Raw genomic sequence first — 12298 nt, forward strand, 5'->3', positions numbered from 1 at the left:
TAAATCCAGTAGCCAGCTCTATACTATACTTATGTGATATTACCAATGTTATTGTATCAAGAATTAAAATAATAAGGGATCTGACACACCTTCCTCTATGATATTCTTTAATCACATTTTTATCATCTAAGTTATACTCATAAAAATATCTATTTATGGATATTCCTATAATATTGATTCTAAAACCATGTAATATAACTTTAGTTATGCAAAAAATCCATAATAATACAAAAAACTGCTGAAGAGTTATAACAATCATTACTATCTACTTCCCATCTCTGCTATCTGTGCATATCTAATCTTCCATATACGTTTTCAGATTATAATACATGCTAAGTATAATATAATGGTGTAAAACTCAAATTAATTTTCCTACAAGAATATGTAAATTTTAGATATTTTAATAAAAAGCCTATTGCACTTTTTACATGCAACAGGCTTTTACTTAATGCACAATCAATTACATGCTCTTATGAAGTAATCCAAGTACCGTAGACAGATCCTCTACTCCCATCTGTCCGGGTGCAGATGCTTTCTTTGCGGCACCGAATGTCATTGAAGATCCGAATACCTCACCGCAGAGACGGCTTATAACACCTGTGCCTGCCATTGACATTGTGATGATTGGTCTGTCAGCGTAATCTGTAACCATTTCCTCTGTAGCTGAAAGAAGTGTGAGTACGTCTCGCTTATTCTGTGGCATAACTGCAATCTTAGGGATATCAGCTCCCATATCCTGCATCTTGCGAAGTCTGTAAACAATATCAGACTGTGCAGGAGTCTTGAAGAAATCATGGTTTGAAGCGATAACTCTTGCACCTGCAGCATGTACGCCGTCGATGATTTTCTTTACAATCTCATCGCCTGTAAAAATCTCTACATCTACAAAATCAACGTATCCTGTCTGTGCAGCCTTGACATTAAGCCTGGCATAAGCCTCAGGCTCGATTGCTTTCTCTCCGCCCTCTTTTGAAGTACGGAATGTCATAAGGATTGGAATATTTCCGAGAGCATCACGAAGCTCCTTTAATACCTCCTCAACCTTGTCAAACTCGAATACATTCTCGAACCAGTCAACACGCCACTCAACCATATCAACAGGGATAGAGTCAAATGTCTTTGCCTCTGCGATGATGTCGTCTTTTGTAACGCCTACGATAGGAACGATGATTTTAGGTGCGCCTGCACCGATTTCAATATCTCTAACCTTAATGGTGTTCATGATTTTTTCCTTTCTTACTTTAACTGTATGATAATTATACTCCCCAGTATAATGTAACGTATTAATCCTCTTTAGACAGCTCTACCATCTTAGTATAGCGCAGGTTTACGAATAATCCAAGTACCACGCCGATTGCTGTGAGCACGATGTTCATTACCATAACCTGTGATGGCTGCATCTTTGATGCTGCTGTAAGGATTGTGTAGTTACAAAGTGATGAAGCGATCATTACAAGCGCTGTTACTGTTCCCTTGATCTTAGGGAAGAGCATGTTGCATACAGATGTTACGATCTGTAAAAGTCCGCCTGCTCCTGCCCATCCGATGATGAATGCACCTGCGATCATGAGTGGCTTTGTCTGTCCGACTAACACTACTACCATTGTTGCAAGGCAGATTACAGGGTAAACAAGGATAAATCTGACGTCCTTGATTTTTCTTGTTAAAAGTGCAGTTACGATAAGAGCTATCATGGTTCCTGCTGAGTAGTATGACTGCATAACTGACGGATCAGCCCAGCCTACGTTCTCTTTTGCAAAGTTCTGTGCACAGTTGAGCCATAACTGGAAGGTTCCTGTACATGTAAATCCAATGATAATCATTGCGATTGACTCAACAGAAAAATGTGTGTGCTTTAAGCTTGCGATAAGTCCTTCTTTCTTTCCCTCTGCCTTTGCATCGCTATCAGGAAGCGGGAAGATCATTACTAATACTAAAAGTACAATGTAGATGATTCCACATCCGAAGAACAGTGTGTTGTATGATGTAAGTCCTGCTGCTGTTGTAGCAACTGTCATACCAAGTACGAATGGTAAAAGCATCTGTGCGATAGCGATGAAGAATTTGATTCCCATTGTCGCAACACCCGGTGCTTTGTAGATGATTTCTGATACTGCAGGGTAAATTCCTGTATCAAGGAATGAGTTCGCAATACCGCCAATGATAGCACAGATATAAGCAATCTGGTATCCACCATGTGTTCCTGCATTGAATGCAAGGGCAAGTCCGATCAGGTAGATAGCATAAGAGCCGCTTCCGATTGCTGTTGAGATACGGCGTCCGAGCTTATCTGATAAAGGTCCTGCAAACGGAAGTGCGATAAGACGTCCAAGTCCCAGGGCTGCTGAAATAGCTGTAATAGCCATAACCTGCACTCCCCATGAAGCCGCGAGAGCCTCCTTGATGACTGCCTGTCCGAGGATAGAGCAGCCCACTCCGTGTATAAAGTAGTTTAAGTAAAGGATTAATGCGCTAGGTAAATATTTTTTATTCATCAGTGTTCTCCTTAATTTCTGTCAAAATAATTCAATGTGATTTAATTTCTGTGTCTGATTAATCATCATATCTGATGTTTAATACTTCCTTCATATGCTCGATTGGCATATCTTTTCCTGTCCAGAGCTTGAAGGCTGCTGCTCCCTGGAAAAGCATCATTCCAAGACCGTTCATTGTCTTGCAGCCCACCTCTTTTGCCATAGAACGCATCTTTGTCTCAAGTGGAGAGTAAGGTACGTCAATTACGATAAGCTCAGGACGGAAGAATGATTTGTCAGGTACTACAGACATTCCCTCGAGTGGCTTCATGCCAACACCTGTTCCGTTTACGAAGATGTAGGAATCAGCCATCTCTTCTCTTAACTTCTCCTTGTCATCAAGGTCGTAAAGAGTAGCCTTGCAGTCTGTCTTCTCGTTGATCTTTCTAACTGTCTCTTCAGCGTTTGCCCAGAACTTGTCATGGATATTGAAGATTGAGATTTCCTTGACACCGTCAAGTGCTGCCTGAATCTCGATAGCTGTAGCAGCTCCGCCTGCTCCTGCGATTGTCATCTTCTTTCCGATAACATCGATGTCGTTATCCTTGAGCGCCTGCATGAAGCCGATACCGTCTGTGATGTGTCCTGTGAGTACTCCGTTCTCGTTTACTATTGTATTTACAGCTCCGCAAAGCTCTGCTGCAGGTGAAAGCTTGTCTAAGTACTGTCCTACAACTGTCTTGTTTGGCATTGATACATTAGAGCCTACAAGCTTTAATGCTCTGATTCCCTTAACCGCATCCTCGAGAGTGTTGTTATCAACCTCAAATGCCAGATAAGCGTAGTCAAGTCCAAGATATGCAAATGCCTCATTGTGCATTGCCGGTGAGCTTGAATGTCTGATTGGGTAAGCCATAAGTCCGATGAGTTCTGTGTGTCCTGTGATTCTCTCTGCCATGATTAAATCTCCTTCATTTTTAAATGTGATAATATTGATTATTCGTATTTTACTTAGCTATGTTTTCAACGATGCCCACTTCGTTAAAAACTTAACAACCTTTGATAATGATATTATAACGCATTATTTTTGGTACTTCCAATGCTTATTTTGTTATTTTTTAATAGCATTACTGTACTAATCATGTTATAATATGCACAAATTTAGGCTATAATATTTGTAATTCATAGACTGTATCTATTATTTTACGGAGATTTATACATGACACTCAATCAATTAAGTTATTTTTACCAAGCGGCAGTTCTGGAACACTTCAATCAGGCTGCCGAAAAAATGAATATCACAGAGCCAAGCCTCAGCCGTTCGATAGCTGCTTTAGAGGACGAGCTTGGCGTCACTTTATTTGAAAAGAGAGGCAGGAATGTAATACTGACCAAGGCCGGGGAGATTTTTTTAGAACACGTGTCTACTATTCTGGACGATGTAAAGAGAGCCGAGAGCAAAATGCACCAGATTGCAACCGACGGCGGTCACATCGATATCGCCTACGTATCACCTCTTGCAAAGGTGTTTATCCCAACTATCGTGCGCTCTTTCCTCACCGAAAAGGAAAATAAAAATATCACGTTCAATTTCTTTCAGGACATCACCTCTGTGAATATTGAGGGATTAAAAAAAGGCAGGTATGACATAATTTTCGGTTCATACTCGCCAGATGAAAATGGTATTGATTTTGTTCCTATTATAAGGCAGGAAATAGTTGCCATACTGCCTCCCGGCCACCCACTGACACTTAAGGATACCATGGAAGCCACTGATTTCGCTGACTATCCTGTGCTCGGCTATGCCAGACACTCAGGCCTTGGCAAGTACACCAGAAGCTTTTTCAAGAAGCATGATGTATCGCCAAACTTCATATGTGAGTCACCCGATGAGAACGGCATCGCCTCCCTCGTGGCGCAGGGCTTTGGCATTGCGCTTGTCGCAGATGTCGATGCAATTCACCGCGATGACATCTGCATACGCCACCTCGTTTCGCATGAGTCATTCTCACACACTGTATACATGGGCTACATGACAGGCAAATACCAGCTTCCGGCTATCAAGCGCTTCATAGAGTTTGTGCGGGAAAGCTGCAGCTAGGCAGTCTCCTCGATCACAAACCTGATAAATGCCTTCGCAACCGGTGATAAATATCTCTGCTTAAGCGTTGCCAGATACACCGCTCTCTCATAAGGAGGATTGTATATATCAAGCGTCTTTACAGAAAGTGACCGAAGTATTGGAATATCAGGCATCACAGCTATTCCAAAGCCCTGCGCCACGAGACCCGCCATACTCGAATCCTCCTCCATCTCGAAGGCTACCTTCGGAAACTGTCCTATCTCCTCAAACATCTGATCAATGACCGGACGCAGACCGCTGCCCTTCTCAAAATAAATCTGCGGATACTCTATTGTATCGCGCAAATCCACACTGTCCTTTATGGAAAGCGGATGGTCCATGGGCACTGCAAGCACAAGCTTCTGATTCGCGATCTTCTTAAAATCTATATCCTGTTCCCCATCCTTATAAGAAGAGAAAACTATGTCATATTTGTCATCCTTTAGTCCATCTATAATCTCTCCGGTTGTTCCAACCGTAAAATGAAATTCTATATCATAATCCGGGTATGCATCGAGAAATTTACGCACCAGCTTTGGCGCGAACTCACTTCCCATCGTATATATATATGCCAGATGTATAATTCCATGCCTGCTGCCATTGACCTCCTGAATGCGCTGCACACCCTCATTAAGCACCTTTAATGATTCCTCAACATACGGCAGAAACATCTTCCCATATCTGGTCAGCACGACATTTCTTCCCTTTTTCTCAAACAAACGCGTGCCAAGCTCCTGCTCCAGCTGTGAGATTGCATGGCTTAAAGACGGCTGCGTAATCGACAGCATCTGTGCCGCCCTCGTATAATGTTCTTCCTGCGCCAGTACCTTGAAGTACTGCAATTGACTCAGATTCATAGTACACCCCCTATGTATTTAATATATTTATTCGCCGGAGGTCCGCTTGCCCTGCGCTGCACACCGGTGGTATATGCTCGATTTATGACGTGTCGTGTGGGAGTTATATGCCGCCTCAAGCAAAAGTGGCGCGGAAAATACTCGTTCAAGCAACACAGCCTTTAGTATACCAATAAAGTAAAAAGCGCGTTTGATTTTTCGCGCCTAATAAACTCTGTTTGAGGCGGCATTTACTCCCACTAGACTAAGGAATTATGAGAGCATATACCACCGGTGTGCAGCGCAGGGCAAGCGGACCTCCGGCGAATGCTCACAACAAAGTCTAGAAATAATATACACCATTTGATAGACAAAAACTATAGATTTCGTATAAAAGATGCATTGGACATTTATACATTTTTGCTGTACCTTGAATGTAACAAGAGTGCATTGCACTTTTTGATTGTTAAAAAAATCACATACTTTGTATATCACAGCCTTTGATAATAAATATTGACAATCAGTTTAATGAAACAAAACTATAATGTAATGAGAGCAATTTACACTACCGTGTGCCCACCCGGTTAGCAGTTTAAGGAGAAAAATACTATGAAAAACAAATATCCACATATTTTTGAGCCAATTACAGTACGAAGAATGACAGTAAAGAACCGTATCGTCATGACTCCAATGGGAACTAACTACGGTGAGCAGAACGGAGAAATGAGCTTTCTCCACATCAACTACTATGAGCAGAGAGCAAAGGGCGGCACTGGTCTCATCATCGTTGAGAATGCTAGTGTTGACTCTCCGCAGGGTTCAAACGGAACAACACAGCTTCGTATTGATTTGGACAATTACATCCCAAGACTTTTCAAGCTCTGCGAGAGTGTTCACAAGCATGGTGCATGTATCGCGATACAGTTAAATCATGCCGGTGCTTCTGCAATGAGCTCACGTATCGGAATGCAGCCTGTATCAGCATCAGACGTACCTTCAAAGGCAGGCGGAGAAATCCCAAGACCTCTCGAGAAGGATGAAATCATGCATATCGTAAAGAAATACGGTGAGGCAGCCAAGCGTGCCCAGATCTGTGGCTTCGACGCTGTTGAAATCCACGCAGGACACTCTTATCTTATCAGTCAGTTCCTTTCACCTATCACAAACAAGAGAACTGACGAGTTCGGTGGCTCTGCAGAGAACCGTGCAAGATTTGCAAAGCTGGTTATCGAGGAGGTTCGTAAGCAGGTTGGACCTTTCTTCCCTATTTTCGTCCGTATCAGTGCAGACGAGCTCATGGAGGGTGGAAACACACTTGAGGATACACTTGAGTACTTAAAGTATTTTGAGAAGGAAGTAGATGTATTCGACGTATCATGTGGTCTCAACGGATCTATCCAGTACCAGATTGATGCAAACTACTTACCTGACGGATGGCGCTCATTCATGGCAAAGGCTGTAAAAGAGAAATACAACAAGCCATGTATCACAGTAGGAAATATCCGTGACCCACAGGTAGCCGAAGATATCCTTGCAGGAGGCGATGCTGATTTCATCGGTATGGGCCGTGGACTTATCGCTGACCCTGAGTGGGTTAATAAGGTAGAGTTCGGAAATGTGTGCGATATCAGAAAATGTATCTCATGTAACATCGGATGCGCCGGACACAGAATCGGTCTCAACCAGCCAATCCGCTGTACAGTAAACCCTGCCGTAAACAGCGGTGAGGATTACATGAAGACAAAGGTAAATAAGCCTTGCAACGTGGTTGTAATCGGTGGTGGTACTGCCGGTCTTGAGGCAGCCTGCACAGCAGCAGAGGTTGGATGTACAACCTTCCTCATTGAGAAGAAGGCAGAGCTTGGCGGACTTGCATCAGTTATCTCCAAGATTCCTGACAAGAAGCGTCTTGCAGACTTCCCTAACTACATGATTCACCGTGCAAGCAAGCTTCACAACCTGTTTGTTTTCAAAAATACATCAGCAACAGTTGATATGGTAAAGGCCTTAAACCCTGATATCATAGTAAACGCAACAGGCTCTGTACCTACTCTCCCACCTATCACAGGTCTTCACGATCTCGTTGACAAGGATGGCACAAATGTTGCAACAGTCCTTAAGATGATTGAGCGCATCAATGAGTATCCTGAGGATATGAAGGGACAGAAAATCGCCATCATCGGCGGTGGTGCCGTAGGTCTTGACGTGATGGAATTCTTCACAGAAAGAGGCGCAGAGGTAACAATGGTTGAGATGCTTCCAATGATTGGAAACGGACTTGACCCTGTCACAAAGTGTGACACAAACGCAAAAATGGCAAAATACGGTGTAAAACAGATGACCAACACTGCCCTGCAGGAGGTTAAGAATGACCGTTTCATCGTAAAGAATCCAGAGGGTGAGATTGAGGAAATCCCATTTGATTACGGATTCATCTGCCTTGGTATGAGAGCCAACACACCTGTTCTTTCAGAGATTGATGAGGCCTTCAGTAATACCAATGTTGAAATCGTAAATATCGGAGACAGCAAGCGTGCCCGCAGAATCATTGAGGGTACAGAGGAAGGTAGAAATATCTTAAACGTGCTTGCCCGTCACGATTATTTATAAATTCTCCTTTAAAATAATAAACCTATAAAATCGAGTAGGAGGCGGTGACTAACCGCCGTCCTCTCACAGCACCGTACGTACCGTTCGGTATACGGCGCTTTCAATAGTTGACGTGCACAGACTGATAGGCTGTGGCTAAATCGTAAAAGCCACTGTTTATCAGTCTTTCTTTATTCAGCGCCCAAATCACAGCTTTGTTATTGCTGATATACCAATACTTTCTGCGACTGTTTGCTATTGTTGCCGCATAGTGTTCTGGGATTCCCAGCTTGACTAGATTTTTATATTTCGTTCTAGGTTTCTTCCACTGTTTCCATATGCACATGCGTATTCTGTGATAGAGCCATCCGTTGATATCATCTATGTTGTTCTTCATGCTTGCAATTCCGTAGTAGTTAAGCCATCCTCTTGCATATACTTTGATTTTCTCAAGGCTTGGCTTGATTGACTGACATCGCTTACGGGAAGATAACTCCTTCAGTCTGGACTTAAACTTCTTCCATGACTTCGGATGAACTCGGACATATATGCCTTTTCCGTTCCTTCCCAATGCAAAGCCAAGGAATTTAAAATTTCGGATTGCAAACACGCTGACTGTACGGCTCTTTTCCCGGTTGACTGTAAGTTTCAGCCTCTCCTCAAGATATTTTGTACTGCTTTCCAAGAGTCTCTCTGATGCCCGCTTGCTCTTTGCAAGAAGCACGATGTCATCTGCATATCTTATGCATGGAACACCTCTTTTCAGGTATTCCTGGTCGAACTCATTGAGGTAGATGTTTGCCAGCAATGGTGATAGATTTCCACCTTGTGGTGAGCCTTCCTCTGTGTCAATGACCACTCCGTTTTCCATTACACCGCTTTTCAGATAGCGCTTTATCAACTGTACTACACGTTCATCTTTTACATTCTTTCGTAGAAGATTGATGAGAATTTCGTGATTAAGAGTATCGAAGTACTTTGACAAGTCAAGGACTACAGCGAATGTATAGCCTTGTTCTGCATACTCCTTAACCTTAAGTATTGCATCTTTTGCACTTCTGTTCGGACGATAGCCATAGCTACCATCTGCAAACAGCGGTTCATAGATTGGCACTAACTGTTGGGTTATTGCCTGTTGAAGTGTACGGTCTATCACTGTTGGTATGCCAAGCTTTCGCACACCACCATCTGGTTTGGGAATTTCAACTCGTCTTACTGGAGACGGAGTATACTTTCCACGATAAATGCGGTCAGTTATCTCTTGTTGATGTTCCTTTAGATATGGAAGAGCCTCTTCAATGGTCATGCCATCAATTCCCGGCGCTCCCTTGTTTGCCTTAACTCTCTTATACGCTCTGTTAAAGTTGTCTTTATACAGTATCGTTTCCAAAAGTCTCGGCTGTGCACTGTCTCTTTCTTTCCATATCCGATTGAATGACCTAGACGCTTTCACATACCCTTCATGTTCCGCATTATCTCTTTGCGAACAGCCATTGTTTTCAATGTTTTCTGCCATAGACGGTCATTCCTCCTTTCTCGGTCATACTCAAGACTCCTACTGATTCGGTCCTTCACCTCTCGGCTACTATGACCTCTGCTGACTTCTATGCGTTCAGCATTGCTTTATGCAATGGTTACCTCTTTCAAGGCATACCGCACAGACCTCCCTAGGTACCACACGTTTCTTCCTCTCCATCCATCTGCCTCATTTATCATGCATGATTCCGTGTAGTTATTGGGCTTTAACATGGGTTGCTGTCTTACCCACATGCATGACCTCATATGAGATTTCTGTTCGTCAGACCAGAGATTTGCCCGTGAGTTGGTATATTCCTCACATCCAGCTTCCTTCAGATTCCATCTCACGATGGACACCCTTGCCTTCGGCTATATCCTTCCCACTACCTGGCGGATTCGGGACTTTAACCCGTTAGAAACGTGCGCCGCTAGGCGCACAACTCCTAAAAAACAACAGCTCGCGGGAAACCGCGAGCTGTTGTTTTATCATATTCCTGTATAACAGGAAGCTATCTAATGATATTGTAATAAGAACTTAAATCTAACTGAAGAACAGTTTCTTCACATCATCAACCGGCATATCCTGTCCTGTGTAAAGCTTGAATGCGGCGACGCCCTGCCATAAGAGCATTCCCTTTCCGCCTACGCATGTGCAGCCTGCCTCTTTTGCTTCGCGAAGAAGCTTTGTCTCCTCCGGATTGTAAACTGCATCTGCAACTACAAGCCCCGGTCTGAAAGCTGAAAGATCTTTTACCACGCTCTGATCATCCAGAGGCTTCATGCCAACGATTGTTGCATTTGCAAAGATATCGCTTGACTGGATTTCCTCTGTCATCTTGGCTGTATCATCAATATCGTATACATTTACAACACATTCAGGAACTGCTTTTTTGATCTTCTCTGCAGTCTGTAGTGTACGCTCAAAGAAAGCATCATTTTTGTTGAAAATAGTAATCTCACGAGCTCCGTCCAATGCGCACTGCACCTGGATAGCTGTAGCGGCTCCGCCGCCTCCGGCAACTGTGATTTTCTTTCCTTTGATGTCAATTCCGTGATCCTTTAAGTTGTGTACGAATCCCTCACCATCTGTGATGTGTCCTGTAAGCTTGCCGTTGTCATTTACTATAGTGTTTATGGCTCCGATAATCTGGGCTGCCGGTGAAAGCTCGTCCATGTACTTTGCAGCCTCTACCTTATCAGGCATGGTCACATTACATCCACGCATGTTGAAGGTCTTCATTGCTGCAATAGCATCCTTAACCTTGTCTTCTTTTATATCAAATGCAACGTATGCATAGTCCAGACCGAGTTTTTCAAAACTGTAATTGTACATAGCCGGTGAACCCGAATGACCGACAGGTGATCCTATGAGTGCTAATAAGCCTGTGTGACCTGAAATACGCTTTTCCATTGTAAATCCTCCTAAGTGTTTCGTTTTGTATTATGATAACTCTTTTATAAGACATGCGCAAGCACTTTTTTCATTTAAAGGTTTAAAGTGTTAAAGTTTATTTCTAATTGTAATTTTTATAAAATTTTGATATGATTGAATTATCAAAATGTATTTATAAAAGGGGGATTTATGCCAGAATTAAGCAGATTTTATGGTATTATTATTAAAATGTATTTTAATGATACACAACAGCATCACAAGCCACATATTCATGCATTTTATGGTGACTACGAAGCAGTTGTGGCAGTTGACGGAGACCTTCTCGCAGGCTCAATTCCAGCAAAACAATTAAAAATAATAATCGGCTGGTTGGCAATTCATGAAGAGGAAGTATACAAAGCCTGGAATAATGCCGTACGAGGAGAACACTTCGATAAGATTAATCCATTATAAGGAGAATTACAATGTTTGAAGTCAATGGTATAGCTTACGCAAGTGAAAAATCAAATAAGATTTCTATAACAGATGCAAAAGTTACAGATCATTTAATGATGATTGTGACATTTTCAGGCGGTGAAAAAAGAGTGTTTGATGCATCCGTTTTAACAGGTAGTGCATTTAAACCACTTGAAGATGATGCTATATTTTCAAATTTTAAAATTATGCATGGCGTCATTACATGGATGAATGATGAAATAGATTGTGCTCCAGAATATATCTATGAGCATAGCTTCGAATATGAGGATAATACTTCTCCTATTGCCATGTAAGCTTCGATATTTCACATGTCATATGAGGAAAATAGAGTATCGCTACTCTCTTTTCCTCATCTTTATATATTCTCTGAAAACCGGTCTGATTGGATCAGAAATATCCTCCGGAATATCATCCACATCAAAAAACTTAAGCTCCTCGACTTCCTCCTCCTGGCGCTTTATAGTGCCGTGATATTTGCGGCATATGTATATGATCTCCACATTATAGACTTCATCGCCGTTCGGATAGATGTAGTGTGTTTCCTCGCCTGAATTGATATAAAACAGCTCCATCTCGTCTGCAACAAGCCCCATCTCCTCAAAGAGTTCTCTTTTTGCAGCCTCCTCGACAGTCTCTCCAAGCTCTATAGAACCGCCTGCATATCCCCACTGGTGATTGTCTGTGCGCTTTTCGAGAAGCACCTGTCCGTTTTCATTTTCAACGATGATGCTCGCTCCCGCCTGCAGTAAAGGGGCATGTCCGACCACCTTTCTAAGATCCATTATATAATTGCTCATGTTGTGTCCTTTCTTATTTTGCCACAAAAAATCCGCTGTACTATAATACCTATAGTATAGCGGATTTCAAATTTGTTTTCCATATATAAACT

The 12298-nt window shown here is 42.5% G+C and carries 11 protein-coding genes; 4 read left to right on the top strand and 7 right to left on the bottom strand.

What is annotated here, in order from left to right; translation table 11 throughout:
• Window positions 1–460 precede the first annotated feature (460 nt).
• The 3 genes from aroD to EUBREC_RS12770 form a co-directional block, all read right to left on the bottom strand.
• A complete protein-coding gene (gene aroD, locus EUBREC_RS12760) occupies window positions 461–1222 on the bottom strand; it encodes a type I 3-dehydroquinate dehydratase (RefSeq protein ID WP_012743598.1) in 762 nt (253 codons plus the stop codon).
• A gap of 61 nt (window positions 1223–1283) precedes the next feature.
• The gene (locus tag EUBREC_RS12765) at window positions 1284–2495 is read right to left on the bottom strand and encodes an MFS transporter (protein WP_012743599.1); all 1212 of its coding nucleotides are present in this window, start codon (window positions 2493–2495) and stop codon (window positions 1284–1286) included.
• Window positions 2496–2553: 58 nt separating this feature from the next.
• Entirely contained in the window at window positions 2554–3432 is an 879-nt protein-coding gene (locus tag EUBREC_RS12770) for a shikimate dehydrogenase (protein ID WP_012743600.1), read from the bottom strand.
• 261 nt (window positions 3433–3693) lie between these two features.
• On the opposite strand from EUBREC_RS12770, the gene EUBREC_RS12775 reads away from it, so the two are divergent.
• Entirely contained in the window at window positions 3694–4575 is an 882-nt protein-coding gene (locus tag EUBREC_RS12775) for a LysR family transcriptional regulator (protein WP_012743601.1), read from the top strand.
• On the opposite strand, the gene EUBREC_RS12780 is transcribed toward EUBREC_RS12775, so the two are convergent.
• A complete protein-coding gene (locus EUBREC_RS12780; protein ID WP_012743602.1) occupies window positions 4572–5453 on the bottom strand; it encodes a LysR family transcriptional regulator in 882 nt (293 codons plus the stop codon). The genes EUBREC_RS12775 and EUBREC_RS12780 overlap by 4 nt on opposite strands.
• Window positions 5454–6041: 588 nt before the next feature.
• Between EUBREC_RS12780 and EUBREC_RS12785 the strand changes: the two genes are divergently transcribed.
• On the top strand, window positions 6042–8042 hold the full coding sequence (locus tag EUBREC_RS12785) for an NAD(P)/FAD-dependent oxidoreductase (RefSeq protein WP_012743604.1): 2001 nt from the start codon (window positions 6042–6044) through the stop codon (window positions 8040–8042).
• A gap of 100 nt (window positions 8043–8142) precedes the next feature.
• On the opposite strand, the gene ltrA is transcribed toward EUBREC_RS12785, so the two are convergent.
• Window positions 8143–9537: a group II intron reverse transcriptase/maturase gene (gene ltrA, locus EUBREC_RS12790; protein ID WP_012743605.1), complete on the bottom strand. Its 1395-nt coding sequence runs from the start codon at window positions 9535–9537 to the stop codon at window positions 8143–8145.
• 543 nt (window positions 9538–10080) lie between these two features.
• Window positions 10081–10950 carry a shikimate dehydrogenase gene (gene aroE / locus EUBREC_RS12800; protein WP_012743606.1) on the bottom strand — a complete coding sequence of 290 codons (870 nt, stop codon included), beginning with the start codon at window positions 10948–10950 and terminating at the stop codon, window positions 10081–10083.
• A gap of 171 nt (window positions 10951–11121) precedes the next feature.
• Between aroE and EUBREC_RS12805 the strand changes: the two genes are divergently transcribed.
• Complete coding sequence (locus EUBREC_RS12805; RefSeq protein ID WP_012743607.1) at window positions 11122–11385, top strand: DUF4160 domain-containing protein; 264 nt, start codon at window positions 11122–11124, stop codon at window positions 11383–11385.
• 11 nt (window positions 11386–11396) lie between these two features.
• A complete protein-coding gene (locus tag EUBREC_RS12810; protein ID WP_012743608.1) occupies window positions 11397–11702 on the top strand; it encodes a DUF2442 domain-containing protein in 306 nt (101 codons plus the stop codon).
• Between the two features lie 42 nt (window positions 11703–11744).
• On the opposite strand, the gene EUBREC_RS12815 is transcribed toward EUBREC_RS12810, so the two are convergent.
• Window positions 11745–12206 (bottom strand): NUDIX hydrolase, encoded by a 462-nt coding sequence (locus tag EUBREC_RS12815; protein ID WP_012743609.1) that lies wholly within the window; start codon window positions 12204–12206, stop codon window positions 11745–11747.
• Window positions 12207–12298 lie beyond the last annotated feature (92 nt).

Source organism: Agathobacter rectalis ATCC 33656, from assembly GCF_000020605.1.
Taxonomy (GTDB): domain Bacteria; phylum Bacillota; class Clostridia; order Lachnospirales; family Lachnospiraceae; genus Roseburia; species Roseburia rectalis.

Excerpts from the sequence above, each read along its gene's own strand:
- aroD (WP_012743598.1), bottom strand. The coding sequence starts at position 1,222 with ATGAACACCATTAAGGTTAGAGATATTGAAATCGGTGCAGGCGCACCT.
- EUBREC_RS12765 (WP_012743599.1), bottom strand. The coding sequence starts at position 2,495 with ATGAATAAAAAATATTTACCTAGCGCATTAATCCTTTACTTAAACTAC.
- EUBREC_RS12770 (WP_012743600.1), bottom strand. The coding sequence starts at position 3,432 with ATGGCAGAGAGAATCACAGGACACACAGAACTCATCGGACTTATGGCT.
- EUBREC_RS12775 (WP_012743601.1), top strand. The coding sequence starts at position 3,694 with ATGACACTCAATCAATTAAGTTATTTTTACCAAGCGGCAGTTCTGGAA.
- EUBREC_RS12780 (WP_012743602.1), bottom strand. The coding sequence starts at position 5,453 with ATGAATCTGAGTCAATTGCAGTACTTCAAGGTACTGGCGCAGGAAGAA.
- EUBREC_RS12785 (WP_012743604.1), top strand. The coding sequence starts at position 6,042 with ATGAAAAACAAATATCCACATATTTTTGAGCCAATTACAGTACGAAGA.
- ltrA (WP_012743605.1), bottom strand. The coding sequence starts at position 9,537 with ATGGCAGAAAACATTGAAAACAATGGCTGTTCGCAAAGAGATAATGCG.
- aroE (WP_012743606.1), bottom strand. The coding sequence starts at position 10,950 with ATGGAAAAGCGTATTTCAGGTCACACAGGCTTATTAGCACTCATAGGA.
- EUBREC_RS12805 (WP_012743607.1), top strand. The coding sequence starts at position 11,122 with ATGCCAGAATTAAGCAGATTTTATGGTATTATTATTAAAATGTATTTT.
- EUBREC_RS12810 (WP_012743608.1), top strand. The coding sequence starts at position 11,397 with ATGTTTGAAGTCAATGGTATAGCTTACGCAAGTGAAAAATCAAATAAG.
- EUBREC_RS12815 (WP_012743609.1), bottom strand. The coding sequence starts at position 12,206 with ATGAGCAATTATATAATGGATCTTAGAAAGGTGGTCGGACATGCCCCT.